General features: G+C 56.6%; 15 protein-coding genes. 11 read left to right on the forward strand and 4 right to left on the reverse strand.

Annotated elements, in window-relative coordinates; genetic code table 11:
- Positions 1 to 137 precede the first annotated feature (137 nt).
- From C7459_RS23865 to erpA, 8 genes are all read left to right on the forward strand, one after another.
- Positions 138 to 4,055, forward strand: a complete 3,918-nt coding sequence (locus C7459_RS23865; protein ID WP_245884527.1) for an NHL repeat-containing protein — start codon at positions 138 to 140, stop codon at positions 4,053 to 4,055.
- Positions 4,056 to 4,085: 30 nt separating this feature from the next.
- Complete coding sequence (locus C7459_RS12945) at positions 4,086 to 4,667, forward strand: hypothetical protein (RefSeq protein WP_109689730.1); 582 nt, start codon at positions 4,086 to 4,088, stop codon at positions 4,665 to 4,667.
- A 1-nt stretch (position 4,668) separates the two neighbouring features.
- On the forward strand, positions 4,669 to 5,925 hold the full coding sequence (locus C7459_RS23355; RefSeq protein WP_109689731.1) for a hypothetical protein: 1,257 nt from the start codon (positions 4,669 to 4,671) through the stop codon (positions 5,923 to 5,925).
- 99 nt (positions 5,926 to 6,024) lie between these two features.
- Positions 6,025 to 6,744 carry a hypothetical protein gene (locus C7459_RS24015; protein WP_109689732.1) on the forward strand — a complete coding sequence of 240 codons (720 nt, stop codon included), beginning with the start codon at positions 6,025 to 6,027 and terminating at the stop codon, positions 6,742 to 6,744.
- 29 nt (positions 6,745 to 6,773) lie between these two features.
- Positions 6,774 to 9,260 carry a pentapeptide repeat-containing protein gene (locus C7459_RS12960; RefSeq protein ID WP_109689733.1) on the forward strand — a complete coding sequence of 829 codons (2,487 nt, stop codon included), beginning with the start codon at positions 6,774 to 6,776 and terminating at the stop codon, positions 9,258 to 9,260.
- Between the two features lie 33 nt (positions 9,261 to 9,293).
- Positions 9,294 to 11,849: an NHL repeat-containing protein gene (locus C7459_RS12965; RefSeq protein WP_109689734.1), complete on the forward strand. Its 2,556-nt coding sequence runs from the start codon at positions 9,294 to 9,296 to the stop codon at positions 11,847 to 11,849.
- Positions 11,850 to 11,866: 17 nt separating this feature from the next.
- A complete protein-coding gene (locus C7459_RS12970; protein ID WP_170119449.1) occupies positions 11,867 to 17,251 on the forward strand; it encodes a type I polyketide synthase in 5,385 nt (1,794 codons plus the stop codon).
- 48 nt (positions 17,252 to 17,299) lie between these two features.
- On the forward strand, positions 17,300 to 17,695 hold the full coding sequence (erpA, locus tag C7459_RS12975) for an iron-sulfur cluster insertion protein ErpA (RefSeq protein ID WP_281272776.1): 396 nt from the start codon (positions 17,300 to 17,302) through the stop codon (positions 17,693 to 17,695).
- 66 nt (positions 17,696 to 17,761) lie between these two features.
- Here the strand turns inward: erpA and tpx are convergent, their stop codons facing one another.
- The 4 genes from tpx to C7459_RS12995 all read right to left on the reverse strand — a co-directional run bounded on the left by tpx (position 17,762) and on the right by C7459_RS12995 (position 20,803).
- Positions 17,762 to 18,280, reverse strand: a complete 519-nt coding sequence (tpx, locus tag C7459_RS12980) for a thiol peroxidase (protein WP_109689737.1) — start codon at positions 18,278 to 18,280, stop codon at positions 17,762 to 17,764.
- A 77-nt stretch (positions 18,281 to 18,357) separates the two neighbouring features.
- The gene (ymfI, locus tag C7459_RS12985) at positions 18,358 to 19,131 is read right to left on the reverse strand and encodes an elongation factor P 5-aminopentanone reductase (protein ID WP_109689738.1); all 774 of its coding nucleotides are present in this window, start codon (positions 19,129 to 19,131) and stop codon (positions 18,358 to 18,360) included.
- Between the two features lie 70 nt (positions 19,132 to 19,201).
- Entirely contained in the window at positions 19,202 to 19,978 is a 777-nt protein-coding gene (locus tag C7459_RS12990; RefSeq protein ID WP_109689739.1) for an alpha/beta fold hydrolase, read from the reverse strand.
- A gap of 6 nt (positions 19,979 to 19,984) precedes the next feature.
- Positions 19,985 to 20,803, reverse strand: a complete 819-nt coding sequence (locus C7459_RS12995) for a hypothetical protein (protein ID WP_109689740.1) — start codon at positions 20,801 to 20,803, stop codon at positions 19,985 to 19,987.
- Positions 20,804 to 20,886: 83 nt separating this feature from the next.
- Between C7459_RS12995 and C7459_RS13000 the strand changes: the two genes are divergently transcribed.
- The 3 genes from C7459_RS13000 to C7459_RS13010 are packed head-to-tail and all read left to right on the forward strand — an operon-like array spanning position 20,887 to position 23,440.
- Entirely contained in the window at positions 20,887 to 22,233 is a 1,347-nt protein-coding gene (locus tag C7459_RS13000) for an acetyl-CoA carboxylase biotin carboxylase subunit (RefSeq protein WP_109689741.1), read from the forward strand.
- Between the two features lie 37 nt (positions 22,234 to 22,270).
- On the forward strand, positions 22,271 to 22,486 hold the full coding sequence (locus C7459_RS13005; protein ID WP_109689742.1) for an acetyl-CoA carboxylase biotin carboxyl carrier protein subunit: 216 nt from the start codon (positions 22,271 to 22,273) through the stop codon (positions 22,484 to 22,486).
- A gap of 54 nt (positions 22,487 to 22,540) precedes the next feature.
- Positions 22,541 to 23,440 carry a hydroxymethylglutaryl-CoA lyase gene (locus tag C7459_RS13010; RefSeq protein ID WP_109689743.1) on the forward strand — a complete coding sequence of 300 codons (900 nt, stop codon included), beginning with the start codon at positions 22,541 to 22,543 and terminating at the stop codon, positions 23,438 to 23,440.
- The last annotated feature ends 22 nt before the right edge of the window (positions 23,441 to 23,462 follow it).

Consider the following 23,462-nt stretch of genomic DNA (forward strand, 5'->3'; position numbering starts at 1 on the left):
TACCAATTGACGCATAAATTTTTTGACACTATAATTCGAATTGACGGTAGATAAAAATTAATATTTCATTTTATTTACTATCATTCTGTTGTTCTTTTTACAGTCCTAAATTGACGAATGCCAAAGGAGCCGACGCGATGAAGACCTTACATTTTGAACTGTCTCCCTCATCACTTCATGAGAAACTGACGCTGCACATGGGCCCGCACAAGTTTGAGTTGCAGGCGCATACTGACGAGACCTTGCTCCAAGCGATGGACACCAACTTGGCGATTGCCTTGATGCCTGCACAGCATCGCCTCCGCCTGACGCACTTCGTGCAAGTTCCGAAGCAACACTTCCCGGACGATCGCTTGCTCCGTCTGCGCGTCACGTCACCTGATGAAGATCCGAGCGTCTACCTCCCGAAACTGCATCACATGTCGTTCCACGTACCTGAGGCGCACAAGCGACGTCATGTGCAAAAGAAACTTGCTTCCAATCCGCAAGCAGCAGTCCTGCATTCCAAATTGCAAGCGTTCGGCATCTCCACGCTGAACACCACGCACTTGCAAGCGGCCGAACGTCCTCAATATACCGAAGATCTCTATGCAGCAACCGAGGCTGTGAAGACCCCGTGGGACATCGCGGTGGGTCTGCTGTTCAACAGCCCGGATCTCGCTTCCAATAAGCCGTACACGGCTACGATCGTCATGGATGATCATATCGCTCCCTCCCAGCATGTGGACCCAACGCAATACAACAAGGTCTACAACCTCGCCACCGTCATCTCCAGCCAAGGTCCAGCGTCCTCGACCAAGGGCTGGGCGTTGATCACCAGTTCGACCGACCAATACGGCAATCCGATCCAGTCCCAGTATGACTTTGGTACCTATAAAACGGGGAGCAATGTGCTGATCTACAGCATCTCGGACAAAACGGCCAATGCCTGCCAAGCCCCGCTCACAGGTGCGATGCAGAGCGCGAGCAACGACCCTGCGCTGCAAAATCAAACGTGGTCGGTCAACCAGGGCACCACCGCAGTTCAAACGGATGCAGATGCTGCGCCGCCGCAAGCGCTAATGTTGGCGACCAGTCCCTCAAACTTCAAATGGACCGTTCGGGAGCAGACGCCGAACCACGGATTGTCGATCGACACAGGGTCGCTGGCTTTCAAAAATGGATCGTTTTCGATCGATGTCAAAAACACCTACCTGCGGACCTTGACCGCGTATGCTGAATTTTTTGATGAGAACGGCGATGTGATTCAAAATCCGCCGGGTTGGGTGGATCAACTGCCTTCCTCGATCTCTAGTTGGTTTGAAACCTCCAGCAAAAAATTCATCACCAGCGTCAGCGCTGTCAATACGATCATGGGCATTCCGATGCCGACCGATCCGACGAGTCTGGCCTTCCCGTTCCCCGATGAGGCCACAACGTTGAAATTGTTGTTCGGCGGTTTGGGCACCTCGCAATGGGATAACGATGTGGACGTGTCGGGTGCGCTGTTGACCGGGTTCTTCCAATACGGCATCCCGTGCATCTTCTTGGCGGCAGGTGCAGCGATCACCAGCACCAAGTTCTTCAACGAATTTGTCTCTGATATCGAGAACGTGATCGCTGTGCTCGCCGTCGCCTTCCCGATCGTCGGTGGCGGTGTCGCAACGGACGCAGCACTGAACAATACGAAATCGGCGCTGTTCACCCTTGCGGATTCGATGGCGGGCATGTTGTTGCAAAAGGGTTTGGAAAAATTGGCGCTCTACATCACCGGCTGCATCACCGTCGCCGAGTTGGAGGACGAAATTCCATTCGTCGGGTGGGCGCTGCGCGTCGCGAACATGGCGATCGACTTTGCAGAGATGGCGGTCACCACTGGTGAAATTCTGTCCTCCCCAGCGACACTTTCCGTCGAAATCAACCGCGCGATGGACTTGCAATTGACCTTGCACCCAGACCCGGCGCATGGGGAAGCCGGGCATCCAGAGACGGCGGTCTGGCCGGCGGTCAGCGACCATTACCAAGTGACGGTGCAATACCAAGGCGGAACGAATTTTGTTCAAAAAGGGCGGATGCCAGACGTGACAACGAGCACTCCGCTGGTGCTCACGTATCCGAATCTGCCAGTGGGCGGCAAAATTCAGATCATCGCGGGTATCTATTCTGCAAATGGCTGGCTGTGCGGCAAATGGCAAAGCGAATGGCTGGACGCATTCCCGGATGGTTCCACCACCACCAAAACGCTTGACGCAAACATCACGGAAATGCTCGTTCCGCTCACCCCAGACACCCAATATCTGTACAAGGAAAAAGTCGTCTATGACCCCCAGACGGAAAAGCATGTCTGGCATGCGGGAGACCTGCCGACAGCGACGGTCAACAACCTCGACTGCAGCTTGACCGGTCAATCGATCTGTAAGCCGGTCGACATCACGCTCAACGGGCAGATGTTCGAAGTCGCCTACGCATGGAGCGCTTCGGGTCAGAGCTATCGTTGCCAAAACATCTCCGTGCTCGCCGATCCAGAATCGCGTTATAAACTGTCGGAAGTCGGCTTCACGGTGCAACCTTACGTCGCCTATGACCAATTCGGTACCGCCACCACAACATCGGATCAGACCTACTCGGTGAACAACTTCATCCTCGACACGCGCAACGGTCAATTCAATCTGCGCCAAGTGAATTTGGATGACAGCAGCACTGGATTTGGCTTGAACGATCCGAATCTCAAGAGTTGGGGCCAGTTCAATCTGACGAACATCGATGCGATGGTCGTACATCCCAGCAACGCCGTCATCGCGGTCTCCTGGCATGATAACAAGATGGAAATTCTGCAACTTCCGCCCGCGCCGACCGATGACGCGAACGCCCCAGAAGCGCAGATGGTATCAGGACTTGGCGTCCGTGAAGGCTTGTTGCAGGGTCCGATCGCGCTGTCGGTTACACCGGATGGTCGCATCTTGATCCTCGAGACGATCAACCAACGGATTCAATCCTTCGATACCAAGGGCAATCCGGTTGCCAGCTTCCTCGGCGCCTACTTATTCGATTTGCCAGCGTCGGAATACGCATCGGATCTCGATCAAGGGATTTTCTCCAGTGCTTTGCAACAGCAGTTTGAAGCCAACGGTGTGACCCACATCTTCAACCTGCCGAGTTCGGTAGAATCTGACTTGAACTCCGGCGTGGTGACCGATGCTGTCCTCAATGCGTTTGCGAACAACGGCGTCTACCTGACCTATGACAGCGACGATCGCAACAATCCACAAGTCAGCACGTACATCACCGTAAACCAGCCAAATAATTCTTGGACGGTCACCGACCCGAACAAAAACGCCGTCTACACCGTCACGAATCTCTCCGGCACGTTGAATGTCTACGATGTGCTCAACAATGTCACGATCGACGTGCGTTCCCAAGGCGCGGTCTGGGTGGTGCAGGATCTCAACGGCGCACAATCCTATTCCATCGCGGTCGATGAAATGGACAGCAGCAAGCTCCTCGTGAACCGCTATCTCTCGTACATGGCACTTTACAATCCAGACCAGCGCACCGATCTCACGTATCTCGACGTGGCGGTGGAAGCGAAGGGATACATCTATGTCCTCTCCTACGCAGGAGATGGCAAGCAAACCTCCGATTACAGTCTCGACCTCTACGCACCGGACGGCACGTTCCTCGTGCGCACGCCAGATGAACGCCTGCAGCCGAACAATCCGCAATACGTCTCGGCGGCGCGTCTGACTGTTGACGTATGGCGCAACGTCTATACGCTGAACTTCGAAGCGAATCTGGGTCCGAACAACTTCATTGAGCCGACGATCTCCCACTGGATTCCGACGCCTCCGCTGTTCGAATTGGGCCTCGACCAGCAGACGGCGTTCGAAACTGGTGATATGACGACCATTCGCAAGGACTTCGCCGCCAACGGCATCACCCTGTCTTCGTCAGCCACCTGCCAAACGGTCAACACGAGCGGCTTCTGGGAAGTGCTCGACGGGGCTACGACGTACGATGTCATCCGGAGCGGATCGAACTTGGAAGTCTATTCCACACCGCTGGTCACCACTCCGTAACACGGGTCATTTTGAAAAGGAGGGTACAACGTGAGTCAACTCGCCAACACCTTGCAAGCGCTTGGCCTCAACGAAGAGACCGTACACACGGGAGTTTGGAAAGCGGGGGCGGAGGAAAGCCCTGCCTACCTGTCGACGCGACCCGAGTTTCCCTCGTTGCTTCGCCCGACGATCATCACTCTGCAAAAGTTGGAAGACCTGCAAGCGGTGATCGGAACGACAGATTCCCCTACGCTTACGGATCTGCAACTTCCGGCGGCATGGCCGGTGGAGAACGCAGACCTCACCGCCAAAGAGCTTGATGGGGAGCAAGAAGTTCAGGTCTATCAGGCGTTGCTGGCTGCGCTGACCGGTCATCAAGCAGCGGTCGAATCCTACGCAGAGATCCTCGCCAAGCGGTACTTCCCGATGAAACTGGGCGTTTTCGCAGCCGAAGACATCGTCGTGCAAGCAGGTCAACAATTGATCATCGAACCACAGGGCCATGACCCTGTGGTGGTGACCTGCAATTCGATCACCTTGGAACCGGGGGCGCAGATCGTCTGCGAAGCCCCGGTGATCATGAATGTCGAAACATTTGTAAAACAAACGAACGCACAAGGAGCGAATTAACATGGCGAACTTGACCGAATACCAACTGCAAAAACGGAATCAATTTTTGCAAGAATTGGGCTTGGATGAATCGGCAATCACGCAAGGCGTGGTGCAAGCGGAGGGAGAAGGTACGTTTTACCTGTCCACCCGTCCGGAGCACAACTCGGTGATCAAGCCGCATTTTGTCACCGTCCAAACCGTGGACGACTTGAAACGTCTGGGCGGGATTCCGGATGCGGTGTATGCGAACCGCGTGATGGAGGAACATCACGCGATTCCGCAAGAATGGTCGGCGGAGAAAAATGATCTGGCGCTGACGGACCTGACGCGCGAGGATGAGGAGAACATCGGCAAGGCGTACAACGCCTATCTCTACGGCAATTCCGAAAAAGTCCAAAGCTACCGGGAAATCATCCAGAAAAAGTTTTTCCCGATGCAAATGCCGGTCTTTTTGGCAAATGACCTTGTGGTGAACGCGGGGCAGACCTATGTGGTCACCTCGCAAGGCTCCACTCAACCTGTAGGTGTCGGGTTTGACTCTGTCACTGTAAATACGGGCGGTACGATCGTCAATCTGGCGAATGCGACGTGGAAAGTTCAGAATTTCACGGCGAGTGGCGATGGCACGGGGGATGGCAACTATTGCAGCTACGGAGCTGATGGCGCACCAGGTGGCAATGGCGGTACACCGGGCAAGGCACAACAAGGGAATCAAGGCAGCAAGGGTGTTGACGGCGACTGCGGAAGTTGCAGCACAGCGGCTGGCAAAGGGGATACCGGGCATACAGGTGCTCCCGGCGGCAATGGCGGACAGGGTCAAAATGGTTCGGATGGCGCTGTCGTCAATGCGACGTTCACGACCGTACAAGGGAATGTGACGGTCTGTAGCAGCGGTGGGAATGGTGGCAATGGCGGCAATGCGGGCAACGGGGGTCAAGGTGGCGACGGAGGTCCGGGTGGCGCGTCCTCCAGCAACTGTGGCACGGGTCAGCAAGGTCAAGGTGGTCAAGGCGGCGTAGGCGGTAACGGCGGCAATGCTGGCAACGGCGGCAACGGCAAGCAAGTGTATATCAACTACGAAGAGATCGCTACGGGGGCCTCGATCAGCATTCTCAAACCCAAAGGGGTTGGCGGCACAGGCGGTACGCCAGGCAACGGCGGTCAAGGCGGCAACGGTGTCCCGAATGGCGGCGGCGGTGCGCCAGGCGTCGTGGGCACTTCGGGCACGAGCGGGCAAATTGGCACGATTTACATCAACGGAGCACCGGCTTCGTAATCGGAGTTTTCATCATGAGTCAGTCACCGTTGCGGAGCACCTGTGCCGCAACGGGGCGGGTTCTTTCCTTACCAAATGTTCACGAGGAGGGATTGAGGTATGGGAACGACGATGTACGACATTCTCATCGTAGGAACCAACGGGCAAGCGGGGCAAGCAGGTGATAACGGACAGAGTGCGACGACAGCTGGTGCAAATGGAACCAATGGAACCTATGACAAATGGGATAACCCGCATTGCACAACGGCTACCAATGGCCAACCAGGTCAAAATGCCTCCACTTCGGGCAGCAAGGGAACCAACGGGAGCAATGGACAAAATGCAGGGGCGTTTTTTCTCTCCTGCACGAATTTTAACGTGCAAGCACCGCTCTCCATCCTCAGCCAAGGCGGGAGCGGCGGCAATGGTGGGAACGGTGGCAACGGCGGAACGGGTAGCAACGGTGGAAATGCCGGGCAACAAGATTCCAAGTGTTCGTCCTTGCCACCCGCGTCTGGTGGCAACGGCGGTAACGGCAGCGATGCAGGTGACGGTGGCGATGGAGGACACGGCGGTGATGGGGGGAGCATTTTGGTGCAATACATCAACGCTTCGGTCACTCCGCCAGTTTACGCGCAATCGCTGGGCAGTTCTGGAGGGATCGCAGGTCAAGCAGGCAATTACGGTCAAGGTGGCAACGGCGGACTGAATGGGGCTGCATCGGGCAAGGCTCCGACCTACGCAGCTGCGGGAGCGGACGGGAACATTGGCAATGTGGGCAATTCCGGTCAGTCGGGGGCAGGCGGTTCGGTGACGGTTCAAAAGGTCGATCATTTTTAAGCAGAAATAGGCAGAATGAGGTGCACGTGATGTCGAGCGATGCAATGATTTTTCTCGGGAAGCTCGCGTTTTCGTCTGCGTCGGGTGGATCCCAAGACCCTTCGTGGATCAGTTTACATGCTGCAACGAACACGCTTGTGGTGACACAGGCGAGCTCCCCGCAAGCCGCACAATCCTTGAACGCCTATGGGGAATCCAACCAATCGTTTTGGTTGCAAGCGAGCAACGGATTGTACATTGTCTATTCGGGGTCTGCCTATCAGGCCACGGAAAGTCGAACGGGATCTCCGATCTGCTTCTCCTGCGAAAAGGTTGATGGCGGGCTGTTGCTTGTCGATAATGGACCAGATCAGTCAGGTTCCACTCCTTATTATGTGACCATTGAAAATGATCAGCTGACGCGGGTGAACAAAAGCCAAGGGACTTCCGGGATCACGGTGTTCGCTCAGGTGGACATCTCGCCAGGTCTGACGCAGATCAAGCAGCAACGGTATGTGCAAGGCATGGACTTCAGTTGGGCCTATCTCGCCGCGGCCGATCTCTCCCATTGCAACTTTTCCGGGTCGGATCTGTCGAACGCGGATCTGTCCAGCACCGTGCTGTACCAAGCCTATTTCCAAGGCACAGAAACCAATCTATCCGGTGCGGACTTCACCTTGGCGAACATGGACCATGTCTACATGCAGACGGCAAATCTCCAACAAGCGAACCTGTCAAGCGCCACACTGACATATGCCCAATTGTCGAACGCAGATCTGACCGGCGCAACGCTCGCGGGAGCTAACCTGACCCAAGCGTACCTGATTGGAACCAATTTTGCCCAAGCCAATTTGAGCACAGCGAATCTGACGACAGCGATCGTCAACACGATCCAGATCCCCGGAACGTCGCTCATGGGAGCGACTTTGAGCCACTTGGACCTGACGACTGCGGTGATCGACAAGCAGACGAACTTTGCCAGTGCAACCATGCAAAATGTAAACCTCACCGGTCTGAATCTGCAAGAAGTGAACTTTACCCACGCCGACCTGACCGGCGCCAAGTTAGACGGAACGAACTTGACAGGCGCGGAGATGAGCTATGTAAACTTGACCAACGCCACGCTGACCCAAGGCGTGACGCTGTATAGCGCAAGTTTGTCCAACGCGACGCTGCAAGGAGCGAATCTGACCGGGGCGCAATTGGGAGCCAAGCAGGAATCCTTCCAATTGACATCCGATTGCGCGGCGTCACTCGACAACGACGTGATCTCCGACGAGATCAGACAGCAGTTTCAGGCGGCGGGTCATCCGTTGTCACAAGCAGCCACGTTGCAAGTCCGTGTGCCTGGGGCGAACTGGGTGATCACCGACCAGCAAACCATCTACACCATCACCAAGGCCACGACCGGGTTGCCCGTCTGGATGTACTTGTCCACGAACAATGCCGCTGTGCTGTCGGGTGCCTACATGCCCAACGCGGTGTTTACCGACGCCAACCTCTACGCGGTCAATCTGGCAGGCGTGCAATGGTATGGAGATCAAGCGAAGGCGGACAACGCAGACTTGGAAGAGGCGGACTTGGCCAATGCCAACCTCTCCAGCATGGATTTCTCGCAAGCCCGGATGTACGGATGTACGCTGGACTACGCGTATCTGATCGACAGCAACCTGAGCGGTGCTCTGCTCAGTTCCTCGATCAACAAAAAACAAACTTCGCTCGCTTATGCGAGCCTGCAAGGGACGAATTTTACCGAAGCCAAATTGTCAGATGCCGTCCTCAGCAACGCGGCCGTCTCGCTGGACGAAGGCCCGTTTTTCACAGCGCCAACCAGTGACGCGACGGCTTTGGATCAATTGACGATTCCACAGGACATTCTGGTTCAATTCCAAGCGTGCAACCTCCCGCTGGAATCGAATGCAACGGTGACCCTCAACATCCCCGGGCTGAGTTGGACGATCAAGAACGGGTCGAATCAACTGTACCCGGTGTATAACATTGCGAACTTCGGCACGGCGCTCTATGTTTCAGGAGGTCCGATCGGTGTTCACCTGTTTGACATGGCAGCCAGTCTGAGCACCGATTTGGACAATAGGAACCTCTCGTCTGACGTGCAGGCGGCATTTCAAGCGAAAGGCTATCCTTTGGTCGCCAGCGCATCGGTGCAGGACGTGATCATTCCAGGTCAGAAATGGCTGGTCGACAATACGGACAGCAGCACCTCGACACTGCAAAGCGGATATGTGCAATTTTATGTCCTGCTTGAAAAGGGTCTCCTGAATGTGTTTGGAAGCACGTTGTCGGTCGTGCGTATCGGCGACAACCAAACGTTGGAAGCCTTCCGCTACGCATTGGCGACGACACAAGTGGCACCGAACATCATGAACAATGCAACGACCTGCCCGAACGGCCAAAAGTTGCAAGTCTACCTCAACCAAACTCAACAGAAGCTGACGTGGGAACAGATGATGACCGCCAATACCCCGCCAGTCCCGCCAGCTTGTGTTCCTAGTCCTTTCAGCTGGTGCTCGAATTAATCGAGTGCCAGCTTCACTTTTGGAGGTGAACACATGGCGCAAACACCATCAGCAACTCCGATCGAGTATGCACTCGCCTTGACGGGTGCGCATCCTGAACTCTCGTCGCCCGTTCCGTCTGTGGCTGTGAAGGTCACATCCTACATTCAAAATCAAACCAACTCCCTGAACCAGTTGGCGACGGTCATCAGTTCCCAAGGGCCTGCCTCCACATCAGGCGGCTGGGCGCAACTGGTCAAGTTAGGCGAGCTCAACACGCAACCTGTCTATCAATACAACATCTCCGTACAAACTCTACACGCAGCGACCGGTCTCATCCATGACACGCTGGTCGATGTCAAGCAAGACCTCCAGTTGCAAAATGTGCTGTGGTCGGTCCCGACCAGTGTGACCGGAACCTATCAGCCTGTCGTTCCACCGGTCGAAGGGTTCCTCTGGACCGCCAACAACTTCCCGCCACAGCATGGCGTTACCGTCCAATCGGTCAGCGCAAACCCGCAAACACAACACCTACAACTTCTCCTGCAAAATGCTTATCCGTTCCAGTACACCGTGTACGTGGAGTTCCTAGACGAGGATGGAACAGCGCTGATCCCAGACGCGTGGAACTCGCAACTTCCGGCTGCGGTCGCGGGAAGTTTTGAGACGCAGACGTTGAAATTTCTCGGCCTGTTGCCACCGACGATGACCCAAGAGGGAATCCCGCTGACGGTCGACCACGTCTGTTTCTCTTGCACCGCGCCTGCGCAGACGAAAACCCTCCGTTTCACGTTGGGGTCATTTGGGAGCAGCGGCGTGTGGAACCCGGTCGTGAATGCTCTTTCGCTGCTGGTAACTGGGGTGCTCGGCTATGGGGTTCCGTGGACGTTAACCTCATCAGGTATCTACTCGTCTCCAGATTGGTACAACCAATTGTTGGCAGATGCCGACATCCAGCGCGAAGTGATCAGCGCGGGAGGTTTCCTTGCCTCGACCTCAAGCGCAACCGAAGCGCTACAGCTTCTGTGCGATAACATCGGCAAGCTCTTGTTCGGCGGGTCACTGCCCAAACTGCTGAAAAAATTGCAGAGCGTGTTGAGCTCGCAAGCGTTGATCCATGCAGCACAAGGAATCAACTGGTCGCTTTCCACACTGTTGACCACCGACCAAGCGGGTGTTTCGACAGGCGTGGTTGAAACGTTAGCAGTCCCTGTTGCCTTCCAGATGGAGTTTGCTTGGGACATGATCGCCCAACGCACTTTGGAACTGCTTCCAGACCCCGCACATGGCGGATGGCCCGTTGCTGCGCAAACGTGTGAGGTGCAATGGTCCTGCGGTACTTCTACAGGAATGGTCACCACAGAGATGCAGGGGTTGCTGACGGCTTCCCCGATCACCATGACCTTGCCGGATTTCTTGCCGGCTTCGAGCCCGCTCCAGCTCGTAGTGAAAGTGCTGGACGCCAAGCGAGCAATCCTCGCACAAACTGCGATCGAGAACACTTCGGCCAACCCGCTCCAAGTGACGCTCTGCGAGTCTGTGCCAGCGTTGGATGAGCACTCGACGTACCTGCCCGTTTTGCAGCTCGCGTATGACAGCGCCACGGGCTATCGATGGGAGAGCGCCACGTCGAACGCAGGGACGATTGCCAATCTCGACTGCAGCAACGTCGGGCGATCCCTTTGTGAACTCACCGCGATCTCGTACAATTCGGTAGCCAAGTCGCTGGCGTTTTCGTGGCGCGCATCCGGGCAAGTCGTCCCGCCGAGCGGAAGTCAGACGGTTTCCAGCCAGCAATTGTATGTTCCGCAAGCGATGTCGATCGGCGCTGCACCACAAGCGGCCTTGCAAACGTCAGACTGCGGGTATCTGCAACGGACGCTGATTGCCTGTGGGTCTGACAGCGACGCTGACAATCTGTTCCTGGATTCCAGCATGTCCACGACGTACTTGCGTCCCGTGACACTGGGGCAAGCCGGAACGTTGGAGGTCGCAACAGGGGAGAGCCGCGGCTGTTTGACGATCACGTCGATCAATGATCTGGCGCTTGCACCCAACGGAACTGCCGCAGCGATCAGCACATCCAACCAAGTCTTGCAGATCGTGCAGCTATGCGAGACGGCCGTTGCAGACGTCGAGACCCCACAGCCGTTCACGGTCGGCGGTGCAGGCACTCGTGTCGGACTCCTGTCGATTCCCGTCGCGGTCGCGGCGACGCCGGATGCGTACTTTGTGGTGCTGGAAGCAGGCAATCGTCGTCTCCAAGCGTTTGATGGCTTCGGTAATCCTGCCCCGTATTTTGCTGATTCTCCTGTCTTGCCATTGAGCAGTGATCCTTCTACGCACTATCTAGACGTGGAAGTGGATGCGCACGGGTATTTCTATGTGCTCTATACACAAGGGGATACCACACAGGTATCCAGTTATCGTGTGGACATCTACGATCCGAGCGGGCAAAAAGTGTCGACGACACTCGGTGTCAATGGCGCGCGGATCACGGTCGACCTCTGGCGAAACCTCTATACGCTGGACTACACGCTATTGGAAGGCCCGAACGGAGCACCGATTCCCTCCCTTCGTGTCTGGAGTCCGCTGTCCATCACGTCATGAAAGGCAGGCCAGAAACGATGGAACCCACAGACCTCGACTTGAAAAACGCCATCGCCATCGTCGGGATGGGGTGCCGGTTCCCAGGCGGTGTTGCGAGTCCTGATCAATACTGGGAATTGCTAAAAAACGGGACAGATGCGATTCGGGAAGTGCCAGCGGACCGCTGGTGCAAGGCGGATTTCTACCACCCGGATCGAGAAAAGCCGGGCAAGATGGTCACGCGATGGGGCGGATTCCTCGACCAGATTGATCAATTTGATCCACAGTTTTTCGGAATCTCTCCGCATGAAGCCCATCATATGGACCCCCAGCAACGCCTGTTGCTGGAGGTGACGTGGGAGGCGTTCGAACAGGGCGGCCACCATCCAAGCCAGTTGGCGGGAACGGACGTCGGTGTGTTCATCGGAGCCTTTTCGCTTGACTATCATGCGTTGCAATTTGCTGATTTTTATCAACGACAGGTCAGCCCCTACACAGCGGCGAGCAGCATGACGACGATGATCTCCAACCGCATTTCGTACATCTACGATTTCCGAGGTCCGTCCATGACGTTGGACACGGCTTGCTCGTCCTCGCTGGTGGCGGTCCATGCGGCCTGTGAGAGCCTGCGTCGCGGGGAAAGTCATACGGCGGTCGCAGGTGGAGTGCTCCTCGTCTTCACCCCGCAATACTCCATCGTCGAGAGCAAAGGTGGATTTTTGTCGGCGGACGGTCGATGCCAGACGTTCGATGCCAAAGCCAACGGGTATGTCCGTGGTGAAGGTGTCGGGATCGTGGTGCTGAAGCGACTGGAGGACGCACAGGCGGACGGAGATCACATTCAAGGGATCATACTCGGCAGCGGCGTGAACCAAGACGGGCGAACGGTCGGCATCACCGTCCCCAGTCAACAGGCGCAGGAGACGTTGATTCGGGAGACGCTGCGCAAGTCGGGTGTTTCGCCCTCCCGCGTGCAGTATGTAGAGGCGCACGGCACGGGCACTCCGATCGGCGACCCGATAGAAGCGCGAGCGATCGGGCAGGTCTACGGACAGGGGCGACCTGTTGACCAACCGCTCTTGATCGGGTCGTGCAAGACCAACATCGGGCACACCGAGGCGGCGGCTGGAATCGCTGGGCTGATGAAGGCGGTGCTCTGTCTGCAACACAAACAGATTCCGCCGCATCTGCATTTCCAAACGCCCAATCCAGACATCCCTTTTGCAGAGTTGAACTTGCGCGTGGTCACCGAGTTGGAACCGTGGCCCGCTCATGTCGGCCCAGCTGTTGCGGCCGTCAATTCGTTTGGCTACGGAGGCACCAATGCACACCTGATCCTCTGTGAGCCGAGTCGCGTTGTCGCACGCGGAGCAGACGCCGCCCCCTCCATGCCCGCCCGTCCTTTCGTGTTGCCCTTTTCAGGACGACACGCCGAGGCTCTCTCGCACTTGGAGGCGGAGTACCGGCGCCATCTGACTGATTTCAGCTCTTTGCAGGATCTTTGTTGGAGTGCCGGGGTTCGGCGTGAACACCATGACCATCGCCGGGCATGGGTCGTGGACACACAGCAATCCCCGCGTGTCTTTTCCGGCAAAAAGCCAGCAGGCGTTGCACCCAAACTGGTCTTTGCATTCTCGGGCATGGGAACGCAATGGTCGGGTATGGGTCGTCAATTGCTCGAACAAGAACCTGTGTTTCGTGAAATGATCGTCCGCTGTGACGAGTTGTTTACGGTGATCGGAGGCTGGTCGATCTTGGCTGAGATGACAGCCGACGAATCCAACAGTCGCATGGAGGAGACGGACGTTTCGATGGTCGTCAACTTCGCGGTGCAAGTCGCGTTGGATGCGCTCTGGCGGTCTTGGGGAGTGCGACCGGATGCGGTGTTGGGTCATAGCGCAGGCGAAGTCGCCGCTTTTTACACGGCCGGAGTGTACACGTTGGCGGATGCGCTGAAACTGCTCCATCATCGTGCGCGGCTTTTGAAACGCTTGGATGGGCGCGGGTCGATGGTGTTTGCAGCCGTTCCGGAAGCGGTCATGAACGGATTGTTGAACCAGACGGAGAGTCAGGTCTGTATCGCTGCGGTGAACTCCCCGTCCTCTGTCACGCTGTCCGGTGCGCAAGCGGACTTGGAGCAACTCATGGAGCAATTGCGGGCCCGAAATTATTTCTGCAAACAACTGCGGGTGAACGTCCCGTTTCACAGCCCAGCGATGGCGGAGATCCGCGACGAATTGTTGGCGTGCGTTCGTGACTTGCCGTCCCAACACCCTGTGGATCTGCTGATCTCCACGGTGACCGGCGAGCCTGTCTACGGCGCACCGGATGGTACGTATTGGTGGCAAAATGTTCGTGAGCCTGTGCAATTTAACGCCGCCGTTCGCAAATTGATTCGGGATCGGCATACGATCTTTTTGGAGATCGGGCCTCATCCGGTTCTGTCCAGCTCGATTCTGGAGTGTCTGATGGATACCTCCGGTCTGGTCGTGCCGTCGCTTCGTCGGCACGAGGACGAAGCCATGCAATTGATGCAGTCCCTGGCCCAACTCTACGTGCGAGGGATCGACCCAGATTGGCAGGCGCTGTATCCGGAGGGGAAGTGGATGCAACTGCCGAGCTATCCGTGGCAGCACAAACCCTACTGGATTGAACAAGAATTTATCCGCAACATCCGTCTCGGCCGGCGCGATCACCCGCTGCTCGGTCATTCCGTACCGGGAGCGACCCCGATCTGGGAAGGGGAGGTCTCGCTGAACTCCTTGTCCTATCTGCGCGATCATCGGGTGATGAACCAGATGTTGTTTCCAGCGGCAGGCTATATAGAAGGGTGCTTGCAGGCGGTGTCCTTGCAACTGGGTGCGGGGAGTTTTGTCCTCGAGGACTTGGAATTGCATCGGAGCCTCGCGTTGTCAGACGCGGGCACGATCATGTTGCGCTATGGTTTGGATCTGGAGCATGCGCAGATTCAAGTCCATGTGACGCCGGACTTGCTCAGCAAAGAGTATGTGCTGGCGGCGAAGGCGAACATCAGGCAACTTCAAAACACGAACAAGTCGCACACCGTGGATTTTGAAGCCATTCGAGCGCGGTGTCGCCATACCGTCGCCAAGGATGACCTGTATCAGATCTTGCATGAGATGGGGTTTCAGTACGGGCCGCAATTTCAAGGGGTGCAACAGGCGTTCGTGGGGCATGATGAGGCGCTGGTGGAGGTGGCGCTTGCAGGGGGCGTGCAGGAGGAAGCGGGGTACTATTTCCATCCGGCCTTGCTCGATGCTTGCTTCCATGCGTTGCTGGCCTCTGAAATTCCGGTGTTGGGCGAGTCGTTGCCAGACGAAGAGTTCCGCATCCCGGTGCGCATCGGACAGGTGCGCTTTTATCAAAAACCAGCGAGTCGGCTGTGGGCGCACGCTCGGAAGACGGAAAAAAACGCAGTCTTCACCAAAGGTGATCTGCGCATCTACGATGCAGAAGGTCAGTTGATCGCTGAAGTACTCGGGTTTGTCAAACAATCTGTCGCTGTCGGTTTCGGGCAGATCGAGCAGCAAAAGTTGAAGCATTGGCTCCATGAACTGGAGTGGCATTCTCTGGAAATCGATGGTTCGGTTCTCACCGAAAAAGCGGAGTCATTGACAGATCAAGTCTGGATTCTCTTGGAAGACCAACAAGGGGTGGCGGAGGAAACCGCTCGGTTGTTGCGTGAACGCGGGGCTCGTTGCCTGCGCATCGCTCCAGGTGATCACTATGCGTTTTCTGCTGCGGAGCAAAACGGCACGCTGCGGCCGCAACACCTGCCTGACTATCAGCACTTGTTGCATGACGTTGCCGAGCGGTGGGGTCGACCTTGTGACGGAGTCCTGCATGTCTGGAACTTGGATCTGCCGTCTCCAAACTCCGCCGCTGCGGAAGTGACGTGGCCAAAACTAAAAGAACTGGGCTGTTTGTCCCTGCTCTCGATGTATCAAGCGGTCTCGCAGTTAGGAGCGCCGACAAAAATCTGGCTCGTCACAGCTGGAGCCCAAGCTGTTCAGGATGCGGAGACTTCCGTAGCGGTCTTCCAGTCTAGCGCATGGGGAATTGCCCGAACTCTGGGACAGCAAGAAGGTCGGGAGCATTGGGGCGGTGCGATCGATTTGGACCCGGCCACAGCACCGCAGGAGTCTGCCAACTTGCTCGTTGAGCACCTGCAGATGAATTCGTCGGAGGATCAAGTTGCGTTTCGCAGAGACGCTCGGTACGGGTTGCGTATCAACCATGCTTCCGCGCTCGTGGGTGCCTTGCCGGCCCGCTTCCGGGAGGACGGCACGTATGTGATTACCGGTGGATTTGGATCAGTAGGCGCAGAAGTCGCCCGCCAGCTCGTCAAAAAAGGAGCCAGACGCTTGGTGCTGATCTCTCGGACTCCGTTGCCGGAACGACAGGACTGGGATCGGCTCGATCCGACGAGCCCCGAAGGAACACGTGTCGAGCTGGTGCGTAGTTTAGAAGCGGCCCATGCACAAGTCTTCACGATCGGCATGCAGATCACCGACGCAACAGCCGTGTCCGAATGCGTACACCAACTCAAAGCGATGGGGTGGCCGCCGGTGCGTGGGGTTGTACACAGCGCTGGAGTGCTCCAAGACGGGTTGCTTGCACGCATGGACCCTCACCAGTTTGAGCTCGTCTACGATCCGAAAGTCCAAGGGGCGTGGAATTTGCATCAAGCCTTCTTGGATGAGCCGTTGGAGTTTTTCTGGTTGTTCTCCTCGCTGGCTTCGATCATGCCGCCTGCTGGCCAAGGCAATTATGCGGCAGGCAATGCGTTCCTTGACGCGTTGGCCGCGCATCGTCGGGCGATGGGACTTCCGGCGCTCAGCATCAACTGGGGGCCGTGGGCGATCGGGATGGTGGAAAAGCAAAACCTCGTCGAGTATTACGAACAGATCGGCATGGAGTGTTTGACCGCCAGTGCCGGCATGCAGATTCTAGACTATCTGCTCGGGCAAAATGTGGCGCAAACCCTCGTGCTCTCCGCCAACTGGCCCGTGCTGTTGCATCAGTACCCCAAAGACCTGCCCTTGCTAGCGTTGCTGCGCAAACACCTCGATGAGGCGGGGACGCAATCTCGCATCGGTCAGGATTTCAAGGAGCGCCTGCTGCAGCTCGCTCCCGATGCGCGCCGGTCGGCTGTGCAGGAACATTTCTTGCACCTGATCTCGGAGTTCTTGCATTACCCGCGCCCGATGCTGGAAGTCGACAAATCACTGCCAGACATTGGGTTGGATTCGATGATCTCTCTCAAGCTAAAAGCACAGGTGCTCCAAGATCTAGGGGTGGGATTGATGATTGGCGAGTTGTTGAGCGGAGTTCCGATCCAAGAACTTGCAGAACTCGTGATGCAGCGGCAGGAAGAGCAGGTCGCGACAGTTGTTTCCTAAGAAAGAATGTAAGTATCCTTATAGCTATTGCTCAAGCATACGAATATAATGTATCTTGTAGTTGCAATCTGTATAGAGGAGGTGAGCACAATGGTAACGATGACTCCGTCCGCAGTGGAGAAGGTTTCTTCCCTGCTGCAAGCGAAGGATAACGACCAATTGGCTCTTCGTATTTTCATTAAATCGGGTGGTTGCTCTGGTTTCTCCTACGGCATGGCACTGGATGAGAAAAAAGACAATGACCAAGCGTTTGATATCGACGGCGTGAAAATTGTCATCGACGAAATGTCCAGTCAGTACCTCGACGGTGCGACTGTTGACTACGTCGATTCGATGATGGGCGCTGGTTTCAAAATCGAGAACCCGAACGCTACGTCGACCTGCGGGTGCGGCTCTTCCTTCAAGACCGCTGATGGCGCTGGTAAACCGGGCGCTTGCTGCTAATTGTTGCTCGTGGCATGAAAAAAAGCCTGTCCCTCGCGGGGCAGGCTTTTTTTGTAAAAAGGAGGCTTACAGAACAGCCTTCGCTGCTGCGATTGCTGCATCGTAGTCCGGGTGGTTGGTTACTTCGTTGACGTATTCAACATGTACGAGCTTGTCGTTGGCGTCGATGACGAAGACGGAACGAGCGAGCAGGCGCAGTTCTTTGATGACGACGCCATAGTTCAGACCGAAGGACAGGTCGCGGTGGTCAGACACGGTTTGCACCTTGTCGATGCCCGCAGCTGCGCACCAGCGGCCTTGTGCGAACGGGAGGTCAACAGAAACGGTGAGGATCTTCACGTTGCCAAGGTTTGCTGCTTCCTCGTTGAAGCGGCGGGTTTGTGCGTCACATACGCCGGTGTCAACAGACGGAACGACGGAGATGATGCGCACGGTGCCTTTGGAATCGCCCAGGGTAACCGGGGTCAGGTTGTTCGCGAGGACGGTGAAGTCCGGAGCGGTGTCGCCAACTTTTACTTCGGTACCTTGCAGGGTGACAGCGCCACCTTTGAAGGTGATGCCTTGACGTTCAGCTACAGTAGTCATAGGTTTAGTAAACCTCCCAATAATTGATTTTGTATGTACAGCATACAGATCCTATCTTACCCGAAAAAGGTGAGAATTTATGTGACGTAGCCCCCATTTGGTGAGAGGATTTGTCCTGTCAGAAAAGACGAGGACGGCAGCGCGAGAAAAGTTACGGCGTTGGCTACATCCTCAGCAGTGCCCAGACGTCCGACCGGCGTCTCCTCGGCAAGCATCTGCAGATCTTCGTCGCTCAGGTGTCCCAACATGTCCGTTTGGATCGCGCCTGGAGCGACGGCGTTGACTGTGATTCCAGATGGGCCCATTTCCTTGGCGAGCGCCTTCGTCATGGCGATCACACCGCCTTTGGAGGCGCTGTACGCCACTTCACAGGAGCCGCCCGCCAGTCCCCATATGGAGGACAGATTGATGATCCGTCCGTACTGCTGGCGGATCATATGCGGGAGGATCGCTCTCGTGCACAGGAAGGGTGCTTTGAGATTGGCAGACATCAGCATGTCCCACTCCTGTTCCGTCATGTCCAGCAACAACCCGGTGTGCGCAACTCCGGCGTTGTTGACGAGGATCGCAGGAGCACCGAAATGGACGGTAGCCGTTTCGATGAGGCGGTTGACGTCGTCTGCACGAGATACATCCGCTTGAAGGGTGATCGCCGACACATCGAACTTGCGACAGATCGCGGCCACAGATTCAGCCATCTCCGCGTTTTGGCGGTAGTTGATCACGACATTGGCACCCGCGCGCGCCAGACCGACCGCAATCGCCGCGCCGATCCCTCGGGAGGCGCCTGTGACGATCGCATGCTGGCGGGTGAGCGGGCGACCGGTGAGGGGGGGTTGGAAAGCTGTCACGGACTCCACTTCCTTTCAACTTCTACTGTAACAAAAAAGCACCCGGGCCGCGCAGGGCCGGGTGCTTTTTTTACAAAGGCAGCTCGTTGAGCCACTCACTCAGCAGGTGGTTGAACGTCTTTTGCGCTCGCGTGGCGACGGCGTGGTTGCAGCCTTCGACGACGGAGAGGCGGACGTGGGGGAGGTACTGCGCGAATTCGCGGGCGTAAGTGGCTGTTGAGCGATCCTTGGACCCGTGAACGAGCAGGACGGGAGCGGTTACGCGCTGCGAGACTTCTCGCGTGGTGAGGAAGTGCTCGCAGGCGTCCAGCATCCGCAACGATTCTTCGATGTTCGATCGCTTGGCGATGCGGTAGAAAAACCCGCGCTGCACGAGGTTCTCCGCGTTGGCAACGGCAACCGCGTAGGCGGCTAGTTTGTGAAAATTGGTCAGCATCAGCCAGCGGCTGAACAGGACTTTCAGCGACATGTACACACCTTTGACCTTCGCAAACGAACCGATCAGACAGAGGCCGGCGACTTTTTCCGGGTGGTCGATCGCGAATTGCTCAGCGATCAACGTGCCGGTCGAGTAGCCGACGAGGACGGCTTTTTCAATGCCGAGCGCTTGATAGAGCGCGTGGAGGTCTTCGCTGTAGTGACGGACCGTGATCGGTCCTTTGGAGACCCCCGTGCCGCCATTCCCTCGTGTATCGTAGGCGATCACGGTGTAGTGCCGAGCGAACAACGGAGTCTGGCCGATCCACATCTGATGGGAGAGACCCATTCCGTGGATGAGGATGAGTGGGAAGCCCATCCCGGTTACTGTATAGTAGTGGGAGATGCCATCATGTTCGAAGCGCGGCATCTGACCTCACTCCCGCGGCGGCAACCCGACTGTGGCGTTCGGGTCTGCGAGGTTGTAGTCGCCGAGTCCGATGTTTCGGTCGATGAAACCTTGTGGAGAGAGCGGGGCGATCGGATCGAGCGGATAGCCTTCGAGAGCTGGATTGCGGTATTCCTCCGGGATCGTGGAGTCCGGCTGGGCGAATGAATAGTGGCTTTCCACACCGGGATTGGCAGGCAGGGTTTCATAGGAAGGAAATCCTCCATCTGGTTCGCTGGACGTCCCGCGATGTGGCTTTCCTCCGTACTGCAGCATGATCCGCTCCACGATCATCGCTTCATGCTCCGAGTGCACATCGACTGCGATGAACACGCTCTGGTTGCGAGGGCTTGTGTTTTGATCTGCAAAGTTTCCGGCCCGACTCCATGTGCCGCCTTGACCACCAGAAGTGCTCGACCCTCGCTGTTGATCCTCATCCTCTAAGCTGTAATTCGTTCCCAGTTCAGCGAGCATGTAACTGCCGATATTCTGTCCGATGGCGTCACCCGCCATCGGGCCGCCGGTGAGGATCGGGCTCATGCCAGGGTAGAGGTAGGCGACTGTGCCCAGCGCGACACCTCCGATCTCCGCCAGATCGGAGATCATCGTCTGAGCAGTTCCGATCCCGCCGTCTGCCAATTTGGTGAGATCGTCTCGATCATCTGTTTTGTGCGTCTGACCTGCGTTCAGACCGCTTTGTGGCGTTAGAACCGAAATTCTTTCCTTAAAATAAGGTGTTAAGTCCTTGACGCAACCTTTCGCTGTTGTATACGATTGAAAATGAGTGATGATTCGTTCATTTTTCATGGTTTCCTGATCCACTCCTTCCACACTTAGAGTTTGCAGGAACCCGTGAAGCGATACCGTATAACCTTAGGGAGGAATCCATTTTGTTCCGAAAAATCCTGATCGCCAACCGCGGCGAGATCGCCTGCCGCGTCATCCGCACTTGTAAAGCCTTAGGCATCCAAACGGTCGGTATATATTCCGAAGCGGACGCAGAAGCTCCGCATGTTACGATGGCGGACGAAGCCTACCTCGTCGGCGCCCCGCCGGTCGCGCAAAGCTACCTCAACGTCGACCGCATTCTCGAAATCGCCAAAGAAACTGGCGCTGAAGCTGTACACCCAGGTTATGGACTGCTCTCTGAGAACACCGACTTCGCGCGCCGCATCGAAGCAGAGGGCATCACGTTCATCGGCCCGTCGATTGAAGCGATCGCCGCGATGGGCTCCAAGATCGAGTCCCGCAAAGCGATGGAGATCGCAGGCGTTCCGGTCGTTCCGGGCATCACCCGCCCGCTGGCCGACGCAGAGGAAGGCGTGCAAGTCGCGCAAGAGATCGGCTATCCGGTCATGCTCAAGGCATCTGGTGGTGGCGGTGGGATCGGCATGCAAGTCTGCCATACCGACGCAGAGCTGCTCAAAGCCTTTGCTGGCAACCAAAACCGCGCCAAGCAGTTTTTTGGCGACGACGCGATGTACATTGAAAAGTTCGTAGAGGAGCCGCGTCACATCGAGGTGCAGGTTCTGGCCGATAAGCAAGGCAACACCGTCTACCTCTGGGAGCGCGAATGCTCGATCCAGCGCCGTCATCAAAAAGTGGTCGAGGAAGCCCCATCCTCCTTCCTCGATACCGAGCTGCGCACGAAAATGGGCGAAGCGGCTGTGCGCGCTGCCAAATCGATTGGCTACAGCAACGCCGGCACGATTGAGTTCTTGGTCGACAAGCACCGGAACTTCTACTTCCTGGAAATGAACACCCGTCTGCAAGTCGAGCACCCGATCACTGAGGAGATCACCGGACTCGACCTCGTGCATGAACAACTGCGCATCGCGGCAGGCGAAGAGCTGGGCTACGGCCAAGCTGATGTGAAACTCGAAGGCCACGCCATCGAAGTTCGCATCTACGCGGAAGACCCGAAAACGTTCTTCCCGTCGCCGGGGACGATCACCCGCTTTGAACCGCCGACCTTTGCGTTCGTGCGCAACGAGATCGGCACGGCAGGTGAGGGTGCGAAAGTCACGCCGTTCTACGACCCGATGATCGCCAAGTTGGTCGTCAAAGCTTCCGACCGTTTGGAAGCGATTACACGGATGCAGGAAGCGCTGGATCACTACCACGTGGAAGGGATCAAGACCAACATCCCGATGCTCCGCGAAGTGATGGCTCACGAGGCGTTCCGCGCCGGGGATACGACCACCGATTTTGTGGCAAAACACATTCAGAAAAAATAACAGGAGTTCCCACGGAACCCTCAGGAGGATATCTCAGATGACAGAAATCACCGCAAGCATGGCAGGCAACGTATGGAAAGTACTCGTAAACGTCGGTGACACCGTCGAAGAAGGCCAAGACGTGGTCATCCTCGAATCGATGAAAATGGAAATCCCGATCGCGGCTGACTTTGGCGGCAAAGTCGTCGAAGTGAAAGCAGCAGAGGGCGGCTTCGTCAACGAAGGCGACGTGCTCGTCGTCATCGAAGACTAATCGGGCTAATTCCCAAGCAGAACGCCTTTGCCGGGTAGAAAGGTGTGACAATAGATGAAGCTACCGACCTCTGTCACGATCAAGGAAGTGGGACCGCGCGACGGTCTGCAAAATGAAAAGACGGTCATCGCGACACCCGACAAGATCGAGTGGATCAACCGCCTGTCCCGCACAGGGTTGAAACATATCGAAGTCACCTCGTTCGTCAACCCGAAGTGGATTCCGCCGCTGGCGGATTCCTTCGAGGTGGCGATGGGCATCGAGCGCGTCGAGGGTGTGACGTATAGCGCCCTCGTTCCGAACATGCGCGGCATGGAAGGTTTTCTGAAGGCGAATCTCGATGAGGTGGCGGTCTTCATGTCCGCGACGGAGACACATAACCAGAAAAACATCAACAAAGCGATCGATGAGACCTTCCCCGTGTTGAAGGAAGTCATCGACGAAGCGTTGAAAAACGGCAAGCGCGTGCGCGGCTACGTCTCGACCGTATTTGGCTGCCCGTATGAAGGGGCGACCGATGTCCAACAGGCGTTGTACGTGTCGCAAAAGCTGCTCGAGTTGGGCATCCACGAACTGTCGCTCGGTGACACGATCGGCGTGGCCAACCCGTTGCAAGTACAGCGAGTGCTAGAGGTCTTTTTGCGCGAGATTCCGGCTGAACAACTCGCGATGCACTTCCACGACACGCGCGGCATGGCGCTTGCCAATGTCGTGGCGTCGCTGCAACTGGGGCTGACCACGTTTGACGGCGCACTGGGTGGGTTGGGCGGTTGCCCTTACGCACCGGGCGCATCCGGAAACGTGGCGACCGACGACCTCGTCCACATGCTCCACGGGATGAACGTCCAGACGGGCCTCGACGAAGCGGCCCTGATCGCGTCTGCACAGTTCATGCAGGACAAAATCGGCCGCCCGCTGCCGAGCCACACGCTACAGACCGTCAATGCTTGTTAACTCGCAAAAAGGCAGGCGTTCT

This window comes from Tumebacillus permanentifrigoris, from assembly GCF_003148565.1.
Lineage (GTDB): Bacteria > Bacillota > Bacilli > Tumebacillales > Tumebacillaceae > Tumebacillus > Tumebacillus permanentifrigoris.